This window comes from Halorarum salinum (genome assembly GCF_013402875.1).
Taxonomy (GTDB): Archaea; Halobacteriota; Halobacteria; order Halobacteriales; family Haloferacaceae; genus Halorarum; species Halorarum salinum.
This window is the reverse complement of the sequence record NZ_CP058579.1, coordinates 2,246,512-2,266,143: the sequence shown is the minus strand read 5'-3', so window position 1 is coordinate 2,266,143 and position 19,632 is coordinate 2,246,512. Positions and strand designations below refer to the sequence as shown.

The window sequence follows — 19,632 nt, the reverse complement described above, 5'->3', positions numbered from 1 at the left end:
AACGTAGAGCTGCTTACACTCGACCGAGAGGCGGCAGCTCGCATTCCCGGCGCGCAGCGGTAGTTCTGGCTCGGTCTGCCACGTAAAATCGACTCCCCGCGAACCCTACGACGAACCGAATCGTCCCGCCCAAAGGACGGCATGAGACGGAACGGTCGGAAGATGGCGACTTCCGAAGGGCAGGTCGTCTCCAAACCCCGCCAACCCTCACGAACGTTCCTTGCGAACCCATAGCAAGGCATTTGAGTGGCGAAGAACAACCTCCGGACACTAGGCCTACTGGAGGGCCCAGAACCTACTATGGCAGACGACGAACTCATCTGGCGGATCGCGGGCGGGTCCGGAGACGGAATCGCCTCGACCAGCCAGAACTTCGCGAAAGCCCTGATGCGTGCGGGGCTCCACGTATTCACGCACCGTCACTATCCGTCGCGGATCCGGGGCGGCCACACCTACGTCGAGGTGCGCGCCTCCGCGGACCCCGTGAAGTCGCGCGGTGACGGGTACAACTTCCTCCTGGCGCTGGGCGACTCGTTCGCCCGGAACCCCCAGGAGGGGGCGTACTACGGCAACGAGGAGGTGAAACCGCTCTCGGAGAACCTGGACGACCTCCGGGAGGGCGGCGTCATCATCTACGACGAGGGGCTGCTCGACCCGGCCGACGTCCCGGACTTCGAGGAGCGCGTCGAGGAGAACGACTGGCACGTGTTCCCGCTCGACCTGCGCGGCCTCGCCCGCGAGCAGGGACGCGAGGTCATGCGGAACACGGCCGGCGTCGGCGCGACCTGCGCCATCACCGGCATCGACCTCGAGTGGATCGAGGAGCTGATGGCCGACGCGATGCCCGAGGAGATCTTCGAGCCGAACCTCGAGATCCTCGAGACCGCGTACGAGCAGGTGTCCGAGAACTACGACGTGGACGCCCCGGACATCAACGTCCCCGAGGGCGAACACGAGGAGGAACAGCTCCTCATGTCCGGGTCGGACGCCATCGCCTACGGCGCCATCGACGAGGGCTGCCGGTTCATCTCCGGCTACCCGATGACGCCGTGGACGGAGGTGTTCACCATCATGTCCCAGAACCTCCCCGAACTCGGGGGGATCTCCGAGCAGGTGGAAGACGAGATCGCCGCGGCCGCGCTCGCGGTCGGCGCCTCCCACGCGGGGGCGAAAGCGATGTCCGGGTCCTCGGGCGGCGGGTTCGCCCTGATGTCCGAACCGCTCGGGCTGGCGGAGATGTCGGAGACGCCGGTCGTCCTCATCGAGGCGATGCGTGCCGGCCCCTCCACGGGGATGCCGACCAAGCCCGAACAGGGCGACCTCGAGCACGTCCTCTACACCTCGCAGGGCGACTCCCACCGCGTCGTGCTCGCGCCCGGCACGGTCCAGGAGGCGTACGACCACTCCCGGACGGCGTTCAGGCTGGCGTACGACTACCAGATCCCGTCCGTCGTCCTGTACGACCAGAAGCTCTCGGGCGAACTGACGAACGTTCCGGCCTCCCACTTCGACCGCGAGCCGAACCCCACGATGGGGAAGACGCTCACCGAGGCGGAGCTCGAGGAACAGCCCCACACCGAGGACGGGAAGTTCCTCCGCTTCCAGCACGAGACCGACGACGGCGTCTCGCCGCGCTCGATCCCGGGCCAGAAGGGCGGGCGCTACCTCGTCACCGGCAACGAACACAACGAGGCGGGCCACATCAGCGAGGACCCGGACAACCGGGTCGCGCAGGTGAACCGACGGTTCCAGAAGCTCGACGCCATCCGCGCGGACCTGGACGAGAACTCGCTGCTCGCCCCGTACGGACCCGAGGAGGCCGAGTACGGTATCCTCACGTTCGGCAGCCAGCAGGGGACCGTCGAGGAGGCGGTCGACCGGCTGAACGCGAACGGGACGTCGGTGAAGGCGCTCGCGGTGAACGAACTGGCGCCCTACCCGGTCGAGTCGGTCGAGGCCTTCGTCGAGAGCGTCGACGAGGTGCTCGTCGTCGAGATGAACGCCTCCGCGCAGTTCCGCGGCCTGACCCAGAAGGAGCTGGGTCGCTACGGCGAGAAGCTGCACTCGCTGCTGAAGTACAACGGCAACCCCTTCGAGCCCGCCGAGATCGTGGAGGGCTTCGAGACGTCGATCGTCGAGGACGGGGAGCTCCCCGGCCCCGAGACCAAGTTCGTCCCCGCGGCAGGTGACTGACCAATGAGCGCATTCAGTGCGATCGGAGAGGAACGAGAGATCGACCGGGACGAGTACACGCCGACCGTCGAGCCCCAGGCAACGTGGTGTCCGGGCTGTGGCGACTTCGGCGTGCTCAAGTCCCTGAAACAGGCGCTGCCCGAGGTCGGCCGCACGCCCGAGGAGACGCTCCTCGTGACGGGGATCGGCTGCTCGGGCAAGCTGAACAGCTACCTCGACAGCTACGGCTTCCACACGCTGCACGGGCGCGCGCTGCCCGTCGCGCGTGCGGCCGCGCTGGCGAACCCGGAACTGGAGGTCATCGCCGCCGGCGGCGACGGCGACGGCTACGGCATCGGCGGGAACCACTTCGTGCACACCGCCCGGGAGAACCACGACATGACCTACATCGTGTTCAACAACGAGATCTTCGGGCTCACCAAGGGCCAGACCTCCCCCACGAGCCCGAAGGGTCACAAGTCGAAGACCCAGCCACACGGGTCCGCGAAGACGCCGATCCGGCCGCTGTCGATGGCGCTCACCTCGGGCGCCTCGTTCGTGGCACGCACCGCGGCGGTGAACCCGAACCAGGCGCGCGACATCCTGGTCCAGGCGATGGAGCACGACGGCTTCGCGCACGTCGACTTCCTCACCCAGTGTCCCACCTGGAACAAGGACGCGCGACAGTACGTCCCCTACACCGACATCAACGACTCCGAGGACTACGAGTTCGACCCGACGAACCGGGCCGACGCCCAGGAGTTGATGCGCGAGACGGAGGACAAACTGTACGAGGGCGAGGTGCTCACCGGGATCTACTACCGGGAGGACGACCGGCCGTCCTACCAGGAGGAGAAGAAGCAGCTCGGGGAACTCCCCGAGGAGCCGCTCGCGGAGCGCTACTTCGACGAGGACTACGACTGGGAGCGGTCCTACGACCGGTTCATCGACCAGCACAAGTAGCGACGACGGGCGTCCCACCGCAGGACGGCGCCTCCCTGCCGCCCTCGGCGCGGCGGCGGACGCGAGGCGTGAAGAACCCTTTTTCGCTTCGCAAGGTATTTTTTCGTCCACGCAAAAAGACACGGCAATGAGTACGACGTCCACTGCCGACCGCATCCTCGAGGTGCTGGAGCAGGACGCCCAGGCCTCCTACGCCGACATCGCGGACCGGGCCGGCGTGTCGAAACCGACGGTCAGAAAGTACATCAACCAGCTCGAGGACGACGGCGTCATCGTCGGCTACTCGGCCGACGTCGACCCGAAGAAGCTCTCGGGCAAGACCATCGCGCTCGTCGGCATCGAGGTGGACAGCGAGCAGTACGTCGAGGCCACGCGCGAACTGAAGTCGATCGACGCCGTCGAGTCGCTGTACACGTCCTCGGGCGACCACATGTTCATGGCCGAGGTGCGCTCCTCGGACGGCGACGAACTCGGCCGGGTCATCAGCGAGGAGATCGGCGCCGTCGAGGGCGTCACTGCGGCACACCCCTCCGTCCTGCAGGAGCGACTGAAGTAGATCGGAGGGCCGGCGGGGAACTCATCAGCCACTCGAAGGAATGCCGGGGTCCGGAATCACCACCGCTTATTACGTCCCATCGCGTAGGCCAGAAAGGGTGAACTCCGTGTCACACGCGCTACGCGATGACGGTAGCTTGACAGAATCGTGCGAGCAGTGCGGTACGGACACTCCTCACGAGGTCAGCATCGAGATCCGGACCGAGGGCTCCGGGGAGAACGAGGAGTTCTCCAGGGAGCCCTACCGCGTGGCGTCGTGTACGCGCTGTGGGCACGAGACCACCACTCGGATGAACGATCGCTGATCCAGGGGGAGTCACCCCCTTTCGAGACGACCGCCGAGCGGAGCCGCCGGTCGTGCCCCGCCCGGCCCGTCTCGGTTTCGGCGTCGTCGTCGACTCCGTTCCTCACTACCCCGCCGTGATTCCGTGTCGTCACCGCGCCGTCGTGGTTCCGGCGTCGAACCGACGGACGTCGTTCCGTCCGTCCCGCGTCTTCACTTTCGCCGCGGGTGGCGAAGCTTAAGCATCGCCAGGTGACAACCATTGGGTATGGAGGGAACGCTCCCCGGCGTGCCGACGGACGAGGACGGGGAGCGCGTCGTGTTGCACGTCGACATGGACTGCTTTTACGCCTCGTGCGAGCGCATGCGTGAGCCCCGACTCCGCGGCGAACCGGTCGTCGTCGGGATGGGCTACGAGGCGGGCGAGACCGTCGGCGCGGTGGCGACCGCGAGCTACGAGGCGCGCGAGTTCGGCGTGGAGTCCGCGCAGGCGATCTCCGTGGCGCTGGAACGGCTCCCCCGGATGGCGAACGCGGACGCGGACGCGGACGATCCGAACGCCCCGGACCCCGACGAGGCCGGGTTCTACCGTCCCGTCGACATGGAGTTCTACGAGTCCGTCGCGGCGGAGGTGAAGGAGGTGCTCCACGACTGTGCGGACACGGTCCGTGAGGTCAGCATCGACGAGGCGTACCTCGACGTGACGGATCGGACCGCCTGGACCGACGCGCCCGACGGCGACCGGACGCTCGCCGAGGGCTTCGCCCGGCACGTGAAGGACCGTATCGACCGCGAGGTCGGCGTGGTCGCGAGCGTGGGCGTCGCGCCGAACATGGCGACCGCGAAGGTCGCCTCCGACTTCGACAAGCCGGACGGGCTCACGGTCGTCCGCCCGGGCGGGATCGAGTCGTTCCTCGGGCCGCTCCCCATCGAGGAGGTCCACGGCGTCGGCCCGGTGACCGCCCGGGAACTCGCCGACCTCGGGATCGAGACCGCCGGCGACCTCGCCGACGCCGACCCGGCGGAGCTGACGGACCGCTTCGGCGATCGCGGGCGGGAGCTGTACGACCGCGCCCGCGGCGATGACGACCGGGAGGTGACCCCGACCGGGCGGCCCAAGAGCCTCTCCCGCTCGTCGGCGCTGTCGGAGCCGACCGACGACCGCGAACGGAAGGCCAAGGTCGTCCGGGCGCTCGCGGCGGACGTCGCGGAGCGTGCCCGTTCCCGGGGGGCCCTCTACCGCACCATCGGCATCATGGCGGTCACCCCGCCGTACGACGTGAACACGCGCGCCGAGTCGCTCTCCGGACCCGTGGACGATCCCGACCTCGTGCGGGAGGTGGCGCTCGACCTGCTGGGGGAGTTCGAGGACGAGACGGTCCGGAAGCTCGGCGTGCGCGTCTCGAAACTCTCGTTCGACGCGGGCGAGCAGGCGACGCTCGGCGGGTACGAGGGCGCGGAGACGGTCGACGGGGAGTCCGACGGCGCGGACGCCGCCGGGCAGGGCTCGCCCCGACGCACCGACCGGTCGGAGGGGGGCCAGGCGAGGACGGCCGACCCGACGCTCGAGGAGTGGGTCGAGGAGACGGGGACTGTGGACGGGGAGGAACGGAGCCGGGACCGGCGCTCGCGCGACGGCCAGGTGTCGCTCGGCGACTTCGAGTGAACGTTACCGACGCCCGCGGCGACCGAACCTGACGGGACGTATCCCCGGACCGCCCGGTGAGATCGGTCGAGGAGGCCCCTGATCGGACGGGGACCGGTCCGCGGGGGGACTGGTCGGATAGCGGAGGGCTTTTGCGTGAACCGTCTCCTGTGAGGACGATGCTCGATTCGCTCCGAACGGCCGCCGGCGACTACCGCCGGACGCCGGCAGCGATACCGGCAGCGGCGGCACCGCTGGTCGTCCCGGCGGTCTTCCTCGCGGGGGCGACCCTCGTCGTCGAGCTAGCACGATCGCTGATCCCGTTCGGTCTGCTCGCGCTCGCACTCGTCGCACAGATCGGTCGACTCACGTCCGCGCCGGCGAACGCGGTCGTCGAGGCCCTGCTCGCCGGCGAGAGGACGCACGAGGCGGTCGAAACGGCCCGGGGACGGGCTGCCGAACGCGTCGCCGCGGCGGCCGTCGAGCGCGTCGCGGTCGTCGCCGGCACCGTCGTCGTGGGGACGGCCGTCGTCACCGCCTCGCTCGCGCTGGCCACCGCCGGCGGGTACGCCCTCGCGGCGGCCGGCGTCGTGGCGCCACAGAACAGCTTCACGGTGCTGCTGGTCGTGACGATCGGCCTGGTCGGTGTCGGAGCGGGCGTCGGCGCGCCCCTTCGGATCGGCACGTCGCTGGCGGGGGACGTGGCGGCGACCCGTGCGACGGCCGCGGCGATCGCGGTCGCGCGGCGGCGCCCCCGCGGGACGACCGCGTTGATCGTCCTCCGGGTCGTACCCTGGGCGGTGGTGCTGCTCGCCGTCGCCGCCGAACTCCTCGTTCGGACCGGCCCGCCGGTCGAGACCACGCTACTCGTCGCTCCCGTCGTCGTCGCCGCGGTAGCGACGCCGCTCGCGGTCGGCCTCGAGCGCAGGATGGCTGCGTCCATGCCGTCTCCGACGTCGCCGCCTTCGGTGACCTCCATGCTCCCCGGGCGGCGCGTTCTCCTCGCCGGCGTCGTCGTGCTGGCGGCCGTCGCGACCCCCACGATCGCCGTACGGGTCTCCGATAGCCGCCCCTCACTCGGACCCTCGGGCGCCGTGGCCGCCACCGACTCGGCGGAGTCGGTCGTCGCGACGGCCGGCGACGCGACGCGGCGGACGAACCACTACGAGAACGCGACGGCATGGGCGTACAACGACACGACGGGGCGGATGGAACCCACGCTGTCGGTCGATCGCGGCTGGGACGGCGACGACCGTCGAGCCGTTCTCGTCCCCGATCCTCACGTGGCCGGGAACCCGCCCGGGATGGGACCGATATTCTACGGCGACGGAACCGTCGCGTTCGGATACGACGTCCCCTTCTCGGGGCCGTTCGGGGGGAGCGTCGTGTACGACGCGGGCCGATGGACCGTCGTTTCGGTCCCGGGAGAGAGCCTCGGGATGACCGACGACGGCGGGCCGGAGCGGCGATTGGAGGGTGTCGGCGTCGACGCCGACGAGGTCCCGTGGCGCGTCCTCTCCCGCGGAAACGACAGCGTGGTCGTCGGGGTCGAACGCCCCGAGCGACTCGCCGGACCCTTCGGCGTCGACGCCGACGACGTCGCAGCGGACAGCCACGTTCGCCTGACGGTCGACGCCCACACGGGCCGACCGCGGACGCTCTCGGTGAACCGCAACGTGACGGACGAGGGGGACCGTCGGCACCTCCGGACGGTCGTCGACTACGGCGAGTGGGAAACGTACGACCTGAGGCGGCCGGAACCGATTCGAAACCCCACGGCGCCGGAACTGTTCTGGGACGCGCTGGGGTACTGAGTGCCGTGACGGGTTTCAGTCGGGGCCACGTAGTCGAACCGTGCAGGGAACGATACTCGGCTTCGTCGTCGGCAGCCTCATCGGCGCCGTCGCGACCAGCGTCGGCTCGTACGTCGTCCTCAGGCGTCGCCGCCGGGCGGCCGTCAAACGGCTCCGGCTCGCCTTCGAGACCGAACTGGCCGCGCTGTCGTACGTCGAGGAGTTGAGCGAGGCGGGCCGGTACGAGGAGCTCGCCGCGAGCGTCGAGGACCCGGTCGTCTACGAGACGAACGCCGGCGAGATCGGCCGTCTCACGGACGAGGAGGTCGAGGCGCTCGTGACGTTCTACACGGACCTCTACTGGCTCCACGAGCAGCAGGACATCGAGGACAAGAAGGAACGCGTCGACGGGATCGCCGACGAGTGGCGGCGGGCGCTGGAGGCGGTTCGCGCCGCGGCCGACTGACGGGCGATCCGCTCGACCGACCGAATCAGATGCGCCGCTGGCCCGCGACGCCGAGTGTGGTCGCGAACGCCGGGAGCGCCGGCAGCACCGTTTCGACGGGACCGGCGTTGAACTCGCGGAACAGCCCGGCCACCTCGTCGATCGCCTCCCGGTCGAATCCCGCCGCCGTCAGCGCCTCCGTCGAGAGCGCGGGCCGGTAGGCGAGTTCGTCGACGTACCCCCCGACCACGTCGTCCGCGGCGTCGACCGCGGCGTCGAACGCGTCCGACTCGAACGCCGGTCGGACGTCCTCCCAGAGCCGAGCGAGGAACCCCGGCCACTGCGCGAGACACCGGTAGATGCTCGGAAACCCGTCGTCGAAGCCGTGGAACGAGCGGATCCCCGCGATCGCGTCAGCGGCCTCCGGATCGACCTCGTCGGCCGCGATCATGGACGGTTCCGCGCCGCGGTCCGCGTCGAGGTGCTCCGGAAACGGCGCCGCGGTTGCGGGATCGTCCGGGGGAGCCGAGCCGACGGCACCGCCGCTCATCGACCGGTCCACCAGGTCGAACAGCACCGCGAGCCGGGGGGCGACCACGTCGAACGTCTCGACCTGGGCACGGAGTTCGCGCTCCTCGGACGGCGGGAGACCGAGGGTTCCGCGGCGGTAGGCGGGGAGGTCCTCCAGCGCCGAGAGGACGGCGTCCCGGTACGCGACCGAGGTCTCCGCGAACGCCCGCGTCAGGAACGCCGGCTTCACCTGTCCCCAGAGGTGGCGAGTCAGTTCCGGGTGGTTCGCGGTCGCGGTCCGGACGATCCAGTTGACGAACGGCGCGCGGAAGACGTGCCTGACGTCCGCGTACAGCCCCTCGCGCCATCCGGTCGCGTCCGACTCGTACAACTGGGCGCTCGTATCCATACCGAAGGCTTCTCGCGCGTGTTGTTGAAGGTTGCCGGGACGTGTGGGGTAGCGCCGGAAGGTGCGAGGCGACGTCGCCGCGTCCGGGGACGGAAACCGGGCCGTTTCGGACGGAGGCGCGTGACGCCCGTCAGACGACGATGGGTGGGACTTATGCCGGGAGGGCGGCACCGTACGGCCAATGAGCGAGGAGACGATCACCGTCGCCGACGTGAGCGACGGCGTCGGGGGCGAGTCGGGGCTCGCGGCCGGAACCCCCATCTCCCTCCCGGCGGTCGAGATCCTCACCGGGCGGGGGTTCATCACGGGGAAGTCGGGGAGCGGAAAGTCGAACACGGCCAGCGTCGTCATCGAGAACCTCCTCTCGAACAACTTCCCCGTGCTCATCGTCGACTCCGACGGCGAGTACTACGGGCTGAAACAGGAGTTCGAGATACTCCACGCGGGCGCCGACGACGAGTGCGACATCCAGGTGTCCGAGGAGCACGCGGGCAAACTGGCGGGGCTCGCGCTCGAACAGAACGTCCCCATCATCCTCGACGTTTCCGGCTACCTCGACGAGGACGAGGCGTCGGGCATCATCAAGGAGACGGCACGGCAGCTGTTCGCCAAGGAGAAGAAGCTGAAGAAGCCGTTCCTGATGCTCGTCGAGGAGTGTCACGAGTACATCCCCGAGGGCGTCGGGATGGACGAGGCGGGCAAGACGCTGATCAAGATCGGCAAGCGCGGCCGGAAACACGGCCTCGGCATCGTCGGCATCTCCCAGCGGCCCGCGGACGTGAAGAAGGACTTCATCACCCAGTGCGACTGGCTCTGCTGGCACCGACTCACCTGGGACAACGACACGAAGGTCGTCTCGCGCATCCTCGGGAGCGACTACGGCGAGGCGATCGAGGACCTCGACGACGGCGAGGCGTTCATGATGACCGACTGGGCCGAGTCCATCCGGCGGGTGCAGTTCCACCGGAAGCAGACGTTCGACGCGGGCGCGACCCCCGGCCTCGACGACTTCGAGCGGCCCGACCTCAAGTCCGTCTCGGGCGATCTCGTCTCCGAGCTACAGGACATCACCGACGAGCGGGAGCGTCACGAGTCCGAGCTGGCCGACCTCCGCCAGGAACTCGACAAGAAGCGCCAGCGCATCACGCAACTGGAGCGGGAACTCGAGGAGGCGAAGGACATGTCCTCGATGGCGGACACCTTCGCGCAGGCGCTCCTCCGGAAGGCCGATGCGCCGTACCGGGGCGGTGACGGCCGGCGTTCCGGGGGCGACCTCGTCGGGCGGGAGCCCGCTCGTCCCGACCAGTCGGCGCTCCACGACTACGACGGGAGGGACCGGAGGCCCGGGAACGAACCCGGGGCGTCGAACCGGGGGGACGACGCGGCTGACGTTCGGAGCGAGGCGACGGTCGCTGCCGCCGCGACGAACGGCGCCGGCGCCGCCGCGAACGACGTCGGCGAAAACGGGGCCGACTCCGACGCGACCGACCTGGACGCGGAGCCGCACGGCGAGGCGGCGTCGAACGGTGCCGCGACGAACGGGACCGAAACCGACGCCACCGTCGGCGAGGCGGACGTCGCAGCGACGGCCCCCGACGCGGTTCCGACGACGGACGGGGTCTCCGTCGAGGAGGCGCGGTCCCGCTCCGGGTTCGACGACGCGGCCGAACTCGCCTCGTTCGCGGACGGGGCCGAGCTCAGGCGACGCGACGCGGTCGTCGACGGGTTCTCCCGGGCGATCGGATCGCTGGAGGAGGTGACCCGCGACATGTTCGCCTACTACCGCGTTGCGGGCCGTGCGACCGCCGAGGAGGCACACGTCGCCGCCGGCGGTTCGGGCGACCGCCGTTTCGCGTACAGCCGGAACCGAAAGCTCCGGCGGGCCGGCCTGGTCGAACACCGTTCACACGGGGAGTACGCCTACGCGCTGCCGGACCTCGTCGAACGCGTGTACGGCGACAACGCGGACCGGCAGGAGCTCGCGGAGGTCGTCGCCGAGATCGAGGTCCGCGCCGGACTCGCCGAACCGGAACGGCGCTGACGCGGCCAACGACGGGCGAGCGTCAGCGCGTCGCCGACGGGCCCGGACGGCGGTCGGTCCACGACCCCCGTGTCTCGTTCACACACCCGGACAACGTTTTTCCCGTCTCCGGTCCCGTTCGAACTCGAATGGAGACCCTTTTCGCTGCGCGCTGACCGGTCGCGTCGGCGGGGACGCGCTCGGCGGCACGGCGGTGCGGGTAGTACCTAGTACCTCCCGTAGTCGGATGGCCTGACGAGCGTCGGGCCGTCCGTCGTCGGTTCGCGGTCCCGTAGTCGCGAACCTGACGGCGCGGCGGTCACAGTCGAATGCAAGCAGGACGAACGCCGTCGGGCGGTCGCGCGGTCGTGGCCGCCCGGTACGACGGAACGGAACCGAACACGGACGAAATTCGCGCGCTCGCGGGGACCGCCGGCTACGACGTGGTCGAGCGCGTGACCCAGAGGGGCCGCGAGGACGGAACGTACGGCCTCGGCCGCGGGAAGGCGGAGGAACTCGCCGACGTCGCCGCGGACTTCGACGCGACCGTCGTCGTCTTCGACGGCGGGCTGACGCCGGGCCAGTACGGCTCGCTGGTGGAACTGCTCCCGGACGGGGTGGCGCTCCTCGACCGGTATCGGCTCGTGCTCGACGTCTTCGCCGAGGGGGCCGGGAGCAGGGTCGCCGCCCTGCAGGTCGAGCGGGCCACGCTGGCGTACGAACTCCCACGGCTCCGGCAGACCGCAGAGGAATCACTGCTGAACCGGGCGACCGAGAAGGGCTCGCCGGTGCTCGACCTGGAGCGGCGCATCGACGCCATCGACCGCGAACTCGACGACGTCCGCGACGCGGCGGCCGAGCGGCGAGCGGAGCGGCGCGACGAGGGGTTCGACCTCGTCGCGCTCGCGGGTTACACGAACGCGGGCAAGTCGACGCTGCTCCACCGACTGGCGGACGACCTCTCGGTCGCTGACCACGAGCCGACTCACGCCGACCTCGACGGGACTGCCGAGGTGGCCGACCGTCTGTTCGAGACGCTGGAGACGACGACGCGTCGGGCGACGCTCCGCGGGAGGCGAACGCTGCTCGCCGACACGGTCGGGCTGGTGGACGACCTCCCGCACGACCTGGTTCGATCCTTCTCGGGGACGCTCGGGGAGATCGGCGACGCGGACGCGGTGCTCGCCGTCGTGGACGCGAGCGTCGACCCCGAGGCGCTGCGGCGACGGGCGTCGGTCGCGATGGACGTCGTCGACGACGAGGCCGAGGGAACGGTGATCCCGGTGTTGAACAAGGCCGACCGGGTCGACGACGAGGCGCTCGCCGAACGGCGCGAACTCGTCCGGGAACTGGCGACGACCGTTCACGGACCGGTGGCGGCGAGCGCGCTGGGGGGCGAGGGCGTGGACGACCTCCGGGCGGCCGTCGCCGATTCGCTGCCGACCGAACGGATCGAGTTCGTGCTACCCAACGACGGACGGACACAGTCGTTGCTCTCGGACCTGTACGAGCGCGGCGACGTCGAGGCGACCTACGAGGGGGAGACGGTCCGCGTCGAACTCGCCGGGCGACCGTCCGTGGTCGAGGAGGCGAAACGGCGGGCGGAGGAGCTAGCGGCGCCCGGGGGGTCGGGCGAGTCGTGGGAACAGGACCGGTGACGTGCACGCCTTCGAGGGGCTGACGGGCGGCGGAATCGTTCCCGACGCGCGTCGCCGCACAACCGCGTGACGCGCCGGGCCAGTCGTCAGATCACGGGGTGGCTGGGTCGGTATCGTATTTGAAGGTCCGCCCGGCAATCGGCACTACAGTCCGCCCGCTCGTAGTGAAGCGGTTCCAGAAGCCCCCGCGGGGTCCCTTTCAGTCCCGCCAGAACCGCAACCTCATCCACCCCCACCTTGGAGCACGCCCCTCGGAACTCCCCCTCGCTCGCAGGCTCGCTCGCGTGAACGGAGGCCCGCCGGCCCGCGCCACGTCTCACTCCCCGTTCTGCACGAGGCCGGTGCACGTTCCCGGACGACGTGTAAGCACCCTTAAGAAGCGCCGGCCACTCCCCTCGCGTATGCGACCGCGAGACCTCTCCGCGAACGCCCCGTACGTGCCCGGTCGGGGGATCGAGGAGGTGGCCCGCGACCTGGGGATGGACCCCGGCGAGCTGGTGAAGCTCTCCTCGAACGAGAACCCGCACGGCCCCTCGCCGAAGGCCGTGGCGGCGGTCCGGGACGCGGCGGACGACGTGAGCGTCTACCCGAAGGCGGCCCACACGGACCTCGCCGAGGAACTGGCCGAGCGCTGGGGGGTGGCCCCCGAGCAGGTGTGGGTGACCCCCGGCGCGGACGGCGCGCTCGACTACCTCGCGCGCGCCATGCTCGACCCGGGCGATCGGGTACTGGTGCCCGAACCGGGGTTCTCCTACTACGCGATGAGCGCGCGGTACCACCACGGGAGCGCCGCCAGCTACCCCCTCACGAAGGACGACGGGTTCGCACAGGCCGCCGAGACCGTCCTCGACGCCTACGACGGCGAGCGGATGGTCCACGTGACGACGCCGCACAACCCCACGGGCTCGGAACTCCCGCGCGAGGAACTGCTCGCGCTGCTCTCGGGCGTGGACGAGCACACCCTCGTCGTGGTCGACGAGGCGTACGCCGAGTTCTCGACCTCGCCGACGGCGGTCGACCTGCTGGGCGAGCACGACAACCTCGCAGTCACGCGGACGTTCTCGAAGGCGTACGGCCTCGCCGGCCTCCGGGTCGGCTACGCGCTCGTCCCCCCCGAGTGGGCGGACGCGTACTCGCGGGTGAACACTCCGTTCGCCGCCAGCGCCGTCGGACTGGCGGCCGCGCTGGCCGCACTCGACGACGGGGAACACGTCGAGCGATCCGTCGAGTCCGCCCAATGGGCCCGCGAGTACATGGAGAAGGGCCTCGACGCCCACACCTTCGACAGCGCCGGCAACTTCGTGCTCGCGGAGGTCGGCGACGGGACGGCGGTCACGGAGCGCGCGCGGGAGCGGGGCGTCATCGTCCGGGACACCTCGTCGTTCGGGCTCCCGGGCTGTGTGCGGGTCTCCTGCGGGACCGAGTCGGAGACGAGGCGCGCGGTCGAGACGCTGAACGAGGTACTCGCCGAACTCGACCCGGACCTGGAGTCGGACCCGGAGGCGGAAGCGTGAGGCTCGCGGTCACCGGGACGCCGGGAACCGGGAAGACGAGCGCGACCGAGGCGCTCGACCGGCCCGTCGTCCACCTGAACGACGTCGTCCGCGAGGAGGGCCTGTGGAGCGAACGGGACGAGGACCGCGACACGCTCGTCGTCGACCTCGACGCCTGCCGGGAGCACCTCGGCGACTGGGACGGCGTGCTGGAGTCCCACCTCGCCCACCGCTTCGAGGCCGATCGGGTCGCCGTCCTCCGGTGCCGGCCGGACGAACTCGAGTCCCGGCTGCTCGACCGCGGCGAACCGGCCGCGAAGGCCGCGGAGAACCGCGAGAGCGAGGCGCTCGACGTGATACTCGGCGAGGCCGTTGCCGCGCACGGCCCGGAGAACGTCTACGAGATCGACACGACCGACCTGACGCCCGACGAGGTCGCGGCCGAACTGGCCGCCGTCGCCGCCGGCGAGCGCGACCCCTCGGCGGGCGAGGTCGATTTCCTCGAGTACCGATGACGCTCGACCGGTTCCGCCACGTCGCCGACCGCGGGCTCTCGCCGTTCGTCCGGGCGGCCGACGCGCTCGGACTCTCGCCGGACGGCGTCAGCGTCGTCGCGTTCGCCTGTGCGGTCGCCGCCGGGGTCGCGTTCGGCCTCGCCGAGCCCGCCTGGTACGTCGCCGGCTCGGCGCTCGTGTTCCTCAACGGCTGGCTCGACCTCGTCGACGGGGCGCTGGCCCGGGAACGGGGGGTCGCCTCCGCGGGCGGCGACTTCCTCGACCACGTGCTCGACCGCTACGCGGACATCGCCGTGCTCGTCGGGCTCGCGGCCGGCATCGACGCGTACGCGCTCGGGCTCGCCGCCGTGACCGGGGTGCTGATGACCTCGTATCTCGGCACGCAGATCCAGGCCGTCGGGATCGGCCGCGAGTACGGGGGGCTGCTCGGGCGGGCGGACCGACTCGCGCTCGTCGGCGTCGCCGGGCTCCTCGCGGCCGCGGTTCCCGGGCCGCTCGTCGCCGGGTACGGGGTCGTGTCGCTCCTGCTCTGGCTGTTCGCCGTGGTCGGACACGCCACCGCGCTCCAGCGGTTCCGGGGCGCGTGGGCCGACCTCGCGTGAGGACGACGTCGGCGTGTGTGGCCGAACGTTTTTGTTCCCCGACATCCTCACCGGACTCATGAATCGAGGACGCGCCGACACGCCCGGCGCCGAGGCGTCCGGCCCCCGAACGCGCGGAGCCGACCCGTCGCTCCGGGCGGCGCTCGACACCCTCGACGGGGGGTGTGGCATGCTCGTCACGGGCGACGTCCCGACGGACGCCCACCGGGTCGCGGCGACGCGATACTTCGGCGATCCGTCGAACCCGCGCCGTCGCGTCCTCGGGCTGACACACGACACGCCGCGACCGAACGCCTGGCTCCCGGGGAGCGTCTCCGCCGACAGCGGGGGGACGGCGATCGTCCGCAGGGACGACACGCTCCGAAGCGCTGGGGCGTCCGGCGGGTCGCCCGCGAGCGACGGCGGCCTCGCGCCGTCCGGCCCCGTCGACGACGGGTTCGGACGGCGCTTCCTCGACGCCATCGACGAGGTCAGCGTCGACGGCGGCGACGAGATGACGCTCCGCGTCGGGCTGTACCGCGTCGACGGCCTCCGCGCGACGCTCGGCGAGTCGGGCGCGGGGGACGTCCTCAGGGAGGCGGCCGCGACCACGCGCGACCGGGGCGGGATGGCCCACTTCCACCTGCCCAGACGCCCCGTTGACGGGGAGCCGCGGTCGGACCCCCTCGTCGACGGGATCGCGACCCAGCTCGGGGAGGTCCTCGACGTCGTCGTCGAGCTCCGGCTCCGCGACCGGGCGGTGCTGCCCGAGGAGCGGTGGCACATCCACGGGTGGGGGACGACCGACTGGTATCCGCTCGGGTGATCCGGTGAGCGATACACGAGGCGACGCCGCACGGGCAGTGTCGCTCGTCCCGGCCGAGGGGCCCGCCGACTACGAGGTGGACGACCGAATCGAGGAGGTCAACCTCCCGTTTCGGCTCGGCGGCGGGAGCACCTGCCCGACCCGAGTGTCCGACGAGGAGCTGTTCCCCACGCCGGTGGACGGCTGCTGGCGGTTCACCGCCCCGTCGGTCACCCCGCTCTGTACCGCCGACGTGTACGTCAGAACCCCGGAGAACCGGGTGGTCGCGACGGCGACGGCGGACGGCTCCGCGCGCGTCCCCTCCGGTCCCCACGTGCTCGAACTCTCCACGGCGCCGGTGAAGACGTACCTCGCGCTCGACGGGCCGGCGCTGGTCAGCTACGGGGACAGATACCCGACGGTGACGTCCGACGGCGGTCCCGCCACGGTCACGCTCGGCGCGCGCTCGCGCCACGGGACGCCCGCCGGGACGGTGACCGTGACCGACGACCCGGCCGACGTCGCCGCCGGGCTCTCGACGTTCGGGTCGGCGCTCGCGACGACCTCCCCCGAGCGGTCGTTCCCGACGCTGCGGGGCCACCCCCCGCTCCTCCGGGTCGGCGAGGAGTTCGAGCTGCCGCCGCTCGTCGAGCGCGCCGAGAACGGGGTGAAGCTGGGCCTGCCGTTCGAGTACGGGCCCCTGTTCTCGGCCGCGCCGGTCGCCTACTACCTCGGGGCGAACGTCGTCGAGAGCGAGCGGCCGTACCTCTCGGCCGGCGGCACCCGGCACCGCCTCCCCGACGAGCGGGAGGAGCTCGCGCTCGAACTCGGACGGCTGCTCGCGCACACGTTCACGCTCGACTGTGCGACGCGAGCCTGTCCGGCCGGGCTGTACGACGTCGACCTCCACCTGCACGAGTCGCTCACCGACCGGCTCGACCCGCCGTGGGAGGAGTGGTACGAGGCGGACCTCGCCGAGCGAACGGCGGCGTACCTCGAGGTCCCACGGAGCGCGACCGAGGGCGCCGTCGACTGGCCACAGACCACCGACGTGAAGCCGGTCGCCGCGAACGCGGCGATCCTCCCGTTCCTCGCGGGCGACCTCTCGAAGGTCCGGTCGCCGCCTCCGACGCCGACCGTCCCCGACCGGGACGACGCCGGGCCGCTCGCCGAGTTCGTCCGAAACGACCGGGCGGCGCCGGTCACGCGGAGCGCCGACGACGCGTCCCCCCGGCCCGACTCGACCCGGAGCCCGACCCAGAACGTCACCGCCGAGGGGGACGCGATCGTCTCCCCCCGCCCCGCCGGGAGCACCTCGCTCGCGTGGGTCGGTCCGGGCTTCCCGATGCGCGCGGCGAAGCCGACCGTCGACGCCTACCGTCGACGGCTCGACCGAACGCTATCGGCGGATCTCACCATCGACGTCACGGTCGTCTGCAACGACGGCCGGATGGCGGGTGAGGCCGACGACGTGTACGGGTTCAGGGACCACGTCGCGTTCGACGTCGTCCAGGCCGTGGACCTGAGCGTGGCAGAGCTGGCCGAACTGCTCCGGGACGACCACGACTTCCTCCACTACATCGGCCACGTGGACGAGCGCGGCGTCGAGTGTTCGGACAGCTTCCTCGACCTCCGGCGCCTGGACGGGACGGGCGTCGAGGCGTTCCTGCTGAACGCCTGCACCTCCTACCAGCAGGGGATGGCGCTCGTCGAGGCCGGCGCGCTCGGCGGCGTCGTCTCGCTCACGGAGCTCCCGAACTCGCTGGCGACGCGGGTGGGCCGCGACCTCGCCCGCCTGTTCGACGCGGGGTTCCCGCTGGACGCGGCGCTGGACGTCGTGGCTCGCGGGCCGTTCGCGGGGAGCGCGTACACCATCGTCGGCGACCCGCGGGTACAGCTGTGTCAGTGCGCGACGGGCGCACCCATCGTCGCCGAAATCACGGACACGGAACCGGACGCGTTCCACATCCGCCCCGTGTACTATCCGACCCGCTCGTTCGGGCTAGGAACGATGGCCAATCCCCACTACGAGGCGTCGAACAGGCAGTACGTTGCCTCGGGGGTCCGTGCGAACTCCAGGTCGGAGCTGGATACCTTCCGCTCGTTCCTGGAACTAGCACGGATCCCGCTGGCTATCGAGAACGAAATCCACTGGACCGACGAAATGAGCGTCTCGGACGTGCGATCGCTTACGGACCAGCAGTAGCGGACGAGCCGGCCATCACGGCGCCCGCCTGTGACAGCAGCAGCGTCATCGTGAACAGCGCGCCGACCATCTTCGGGTGCTCAGCCAGGAACTCCGACATCCGGTTTGCTTCGGACATACACGTCGAAGAGGAGTTCCTTTCATAGTGAATCTATCTGAAAGGTCCTGATATTCAGGTCGTACAATAAAGTTGCTTTTCCCCTCCGATCGGTCGGAAAGGTAGACGAACGCGGAGGCAGGTGGTAACTATCCGTCCGAATCGGCGACGGTCGGGCGAGCGTCTCCGGGCCGCCGGGGCGCACGTTTTATCAACGGGTACGCGCTACGTCAGGTATGCCTCAGTGTGAGATGTGCGGCGCGGAGAAGCCCTCGCTCACCACCACGAAGGTCGAGGGGGCCGAGCTAGAGCTCTGTGGCGACTGCTCGGAGTTCGGGACGACGGTGCGGACGGAGTCGTCGGGCTCGTCGGGTTCCACGAAGTACTCGACGTCCTCCTCCTCCGGCGGATCGTCGTCCTCGTCGCCATCGTCCTCCTCCTCGTCGACGCGGCGGCGCGACATGTTCGACGAGATGGACACGGTGGCGGCCGACTACGACGACCGCATCCGGAACGCGCGCGAGAGCGCCGGGCTGAGCCAGGAGGACCTCGCGAAGCAGCTCAACGAGAAGGCCAGCGTCATCCGGAAGCTGGAACGCGGCGAGATCCTCCCGAGCGACGACGTCCAGTCGAAACTGGAGAAGTCGCTCGGCATCTCGCTGGTCGAGGGCGAGGACGCCGAGGACTCCGAGTGGTCCTCGGAGTCGTCGGGCACGATGACGCTCGGCGACGTCGTCAAGCGCAACGACTCCTGAGCGACGCCGCCCTCGGTCGGCGATAGCGCCGCAACCGCCACGCCTTTTGCCCGCAGGCGCACGCTTCCGGTATGTTCGTCCTCGTCAACCTGAAGGCGTACCCGTGTGACCCGGTCGCGGTCGCGACGGCCGCGAGGGACGTCGCCGAGGAGTCCGGCGCGCGGATCGCCGTCTCGCCGCAGGCCGCCCACCTCCCCGCCGTGGCGGGGACGGGCGTCGAAACGTGGGCCCAGCACGTCTCCCCCGTCGGGCACGGCAGCCACACCGGCAGCACGCTCGCGGAGGCCGTCGCCGACGCCGGCGCGGTCGGGACGCTGCTGAACCACTCGGAGAACCGCTTGAAACTGGCCGACGTCGACGGCTCGCTCGACGCGGCCGATCGGGCCGACCTCGAGACCGTCGTCTGCGGGAACAACCCGGATCAGGCGGCCGCCGCGGCGGCGCTCGGCCCGGACGCGGTCGCGGTCGAACCGCCCGAGCTCATCGGCGGCGACGACTCGGTCGCGACCGCCGACCCGTCGATCGTCGAGGACTCCGCGGCGGCGGTCGCGGCGGTGAACGACGACGTCGACCTGTTCTGTGGCGCCGGCGTCTCCACCGGCGAGGACGTGGCGGCGGCGGCGGAACTCGGCGCGTCGGGCGTGCTCCTCGCCAGCGGCGTGGCGAAGGCCGAGGACCCGCGGGCAGTCCTTCGCGACCTCGTCTCCGGAATCTGAAACCCGGTCAC

Annotated in this window: 18 protein-coding genes; 16 read left to right on the top strand and 2 right to left on the bottom strand. The window is 70.7% G+C overall.

Annotated features, from left to right (window positions below; genetic code table 11):
* The first annotated feature begins 300 nt into the window (after positions 1-300).
* The 7 genes from HUG12_RS11140 (at position 301) to HUG12_RS11110 (ending at position 7,877) form a co-directional block, all read left to right on the top strand.
* Positions 301-2,193, top strand: a complete 1,893-nt coding sequence (locus HUG12_RS11140; protein WP_179268838.1) for a 2-oxoacid:acceptor oxidoreductase subunit alpha — start codon at positions 301-303, stop codon at positions 2,191-2,193.
* A gap of 3 nt (positions 2,194-2,196) precedes the next feature.
* Complete coding sequence (locus tag HUG12_RS11135) at positions 2,197-3,135, top strand: thiamine pyrophosphate-dependent enzyme (protein ID WP_179268837.1); 939 nt, start codon at positions 2,197-2,199, stop codon at positions 3,133-3,135.
* A gap of 127 nt (positions 3,136-3,262) precedes the next feature.
* Entirely contained in the window at positions 3,263-3,691 is a 429-nt protein-coding gene (lrpA1, locus tag HUG12_RS11130; protein WP_179268836.1) for an HTH-type transcriptional regulator LrpA1, read from the top strand.
* A gap of 106 nt (positions 3,692-3,797) precedes the next feature.
* Positions 3,798-3,995, top strand: coding sequence for a DUF7835 family putative zinc beta-ribbon protein (locus HUG12_RS21975; protein WP_179268835.1), 198 nt, complete (start codon positions 3,798-3,800; stop codon positions 3,993-3,995).
* A 246-nt stretch (positions 3,996-4,241) separates the two neighbouring features.
* Positions 4,242-5,639, top strand: a complete 1,398-nt coding sequence (locus HUG12_RS11120; protein ID WP_179268834.1) for a DNA polymerase Y family protein — start codon at positions 4,242-4,244, stop codon at positions 5,637-5,639.
* A 158-nt stretch (positions 5,640-5,797) separates the two neighbouring features.
* Positions 5,798-7,432 (top strand): hypothetical protein, encoded by a 1,635-nt coding sequence (locus HUG12_RS11115; RefSeq protein ID WP_179268833.1) that lies wholly within the window; start codon positions 5,798-5,800, stop codon positions 7,430-7,432.
* 40 nt (positions 7,433-7,472) lie between these two features.
* Entirely contained in the window at positions 7,473-7,877 is a 405-nt protein-coding gene (locus HUG12_RS11110) for a hypothetical protein (RefSeq protein ID WP_179268832.1), read from the top strand.
* Positions 7,878-7,902: 25 nt separating this feature from the next.
* On the opposite strand, the gene HUG12_RS11105 is transcribed toward HUG12_RS11110, so the two are convergent.
* Positions 7,903-8,775: a halocarboxylic acid dehydrogenase DehI family protein gene (locus HUG12_RS11105; RefSeq protein ID WP_179268831.1), complete on the bottom strand. Its 873-nt coding sequence runs from the start codon at positions 8,773-8,775 to the stop codon at positions 7,903-7,905.
* A 181-nt stretch (positions 8,776-8,956) separates the two neighbouring features.
* Here HUG12_RS11105 and HUG12_RS11100 point away from each other — a divergent pair, with 181 nt between their 5' ends.
* From HUG12_RS11100 to HUG12_RS11070, 7 genes are all read left to right on the top strand, one after another.
* Entirely contained in the window at positions 8,957-10,816 is a 1,860-nt protein-coding gene (locus HUG12_RS11100) for a helicase HerA domain-containing protein (protein ID WP_179268830.1), read from the top strand.
* A 308-nt stretch (positions 10,817-11,124) separates the two neighbouring features.
* The gene (gene hflX / locus HUG12_RS11095; RefSeq protein ID WP_179268829.1) at positions 11,125-12,453 is read left to right on the top strand and encodes a GTPase HflX; all 1,329 of its coding nucleotides are present in this window, start codon (positions 11,125-11,127) and stop codon (positions 12,451-12,453) included.
* Positions 12,454-12,854: 401 nt separating this feature from the next.
* Positions 12,855-13,967 (top strand): histidinol-phosphate transaminase, encoded by a 1,113-nt coding sequence (hisC, locus tag HUG12_RS11090; protein ID WP_179268828.1) that lies wholly within the window; start codon positions 12,855-12,857, stop codon positions 13,965-13,967.
* Complete coding sequence (locus HUG12_RS11085) at positions 13,964-14,461, top strand: adenylate kinase family protein (protein WP_179268827.1); 498 nt, start codon at positions 13,964-13,966, stop codon at positions 14,459-14,461. The genes hisC and HUG12_RS11085 overlap by 4 nt, the downstream gene beginning before the upstream one ends.
* Positions 14,458-15,063 carry a CDP-alcohol phosphatidyltransferase family protein gene (locus HUG12_RS11080; protein ID WP_179268826.1) on the top strand — a complete coding sequence of 202 codons (606 nt, stop codon included), beginning with the start codon at positions 14,458-14,460 and terminating at the stop codon, positions 15,061-15,063. Before HUG12_RS11085 ends, HUG12_RS11080 begins: the two co-directional genes overlap by 4 nt.
* 58 nt (positions 15,064-15,121) lie before the next feature.
* Complete coding sequence (locus tag HUG12_RS11075; RefSeq protein ID WP_179268825.1) at positions 15,122-15,868, top strand: DUF7504 family protein; 747 nt, start codon at positions 15,122-15,124, stop codon at positions 15,866-15,868.
* 4 nt (positions 15,869-15,872) lie between these two features.
* Entirely contained in the window at positions 15,873-18,053 is a 2,181-nt protein-coding gene (locus HUG12_RS11070) for a caspase family protein (protein ID WP_179268824.1), read from the top strand.
* Here HUG12_RS11070 and HUG12_RS21875 read toward each other — a convergent pair.
* Complete coding sequence (locus tag HUG12_RS21875) at positions 18,037-18,171, bottom strand: DUF7503 family protein (protein ID WP_281362291.1); 135 nt, start codon at positions 18,169-18,171, stop codon at positions 18,037-18,039. The genes HUG12_RS11070 and HUG12_RS21875 overlap by 17 nt on opposite strands.
* Before the next feature lie 215 nt (positions 18,172-18,386).
* On the opposite strand from HUG12_RS21875, the gene HUG12_RS11065 reads away from it, so the two are divergent.
* Together HUG12_RS11065 and tpiA are read left to right on the top strand one after the other, a co-directional pair.
* Entirely contained in the window at positions 18,387-18,905 is a 519-nt protein-coding gene (locus HUG12_RS11065; protein WP_179268823.1) for a multiprotein bridging factor aMBF1, read from the top strand.
* A 71-nt stretch (positions 18,906-18,976) separates the two neighbouring features.
* Positions 18,977-19,621 carry a triose-phosphate isomerase gene (gene tpiA / locus HUG12_RS11060; RefSeq protein ID WP_179268822.1) on the top strand — a complete coding sequence of 215 codons (645 nt, stop codon included), beginning with the start codon at positions 18,977-18,979 and terminating at the stop codon, positions 19,619-19,621.
* Positions 19,622-19,632 lie beyond the last annotated feature (11 nt).

What these genes read in the sequence shown, in the direction of transcription:
- HUG12_RS11140 (WP_179268838.1), top strand. Translation starts at nt 301, where the DNA reads ATGGCAGACGACGAACTCATCTGGCGGATCGCGGGCGGGTCCGGAGAC.
- HUG12_RS11135 (WP_179268837.1), top strand. Translation starts at nt 2,197, where the DNA reads ATGAGCGCATTCAGTGCGATCGGAGAGGAACGAGAGATCGACCGGGAC.
- lrpA1 (WP_179268836.1), top strand. Translation starts at nt 3,263, where the DNA reads ATGAGTACGACGTCCACTGCCGACCGCATCCTCGAGGTGCTGGAGCAG.
- HUG12_RS11120 (WP_179268834.1), top strand. Translation starts at nt 4,242, where the DNA reads ATGGAGGGAACGCTCCCCGGCGTGCCGACGGACGAGGACGGGGAGCGC.
- HUG12_RS11115 (WP_179268833.1), top strand. Translation starts at nt 5,798, where the DNA reads ATGCTCGATTCGCTCCGAACGGCCGCCGGCGACTACCGCCGGACGCCG.
- HUG12_RS11105 (WP_179268831.1), bottom strand. Translation starts at nt 8,775, where the DNA reads ATGGATACGAGCGCCCAGTTGTACGAGTCGGACGCGACCGGATGGCGC.
- HUG12_RS11100 (WP_179268830.1), top strand. Translation starts at nt 8,957, where the DNA reads ATGAGCGAGGAGACGATCACCGTCGCCGACGTGAGCGACGGCGTCGGG.
- hflX (WP_179268829.1), top strand. Translation starts at nt 11,125, where the DNA reads ATGCAAGCAGGACGAACGCCGTCGGGCGGTCGCGCGGTCGTGGCCGCC.
- hisC (WP_179268828.1), top strand. Translation starts at nt 12,855, where the DNA reads ATGCGACCGCGAGACCTCTCCGCGAACGCCCCGTACGTGCCCGGTCGG.
- HUG12_RS11080 (WP_179268826.1), top strand. Translation starts at nt 14,458, where the DNA reads ATGACGCTCGACCGGTTCCGCCACGTCGCCGACCGCGGGCTCTCGCCG.
- HUG12_RS11075 (WP_179268825.1), top strand. Translation starts at nt 15,122, where the DNA reads ATGAATCGAGGACGCGCCGACACGCCCGGCGCCGAGGCGTCCGGCCCC.
- HUG12_RS21875 (WP_281362291.1), bottom strand. Translation starts at nt 18,171, where the DNA reads ATGTCCGAAGCAAACCGGATGTCGGAGTTCCTGGCTGAGCACCCGAAG.
- HUG12_RS11065 (WP_179268823.1), top strand. Translation starts at nt 18,387, where the DNA reads ATGCCTCAGTGTGAGATGTGCGGCGCGGAGAAGCCCTCGCTCACCACC.
- tpiA (WP_179268822.1), top strand. Translation starts at nt 18,977, where the DNA reads ATGTTCGTCCTCGTCAACCTGAAGGCGTACCCGTGTGACCCGGTCGCG.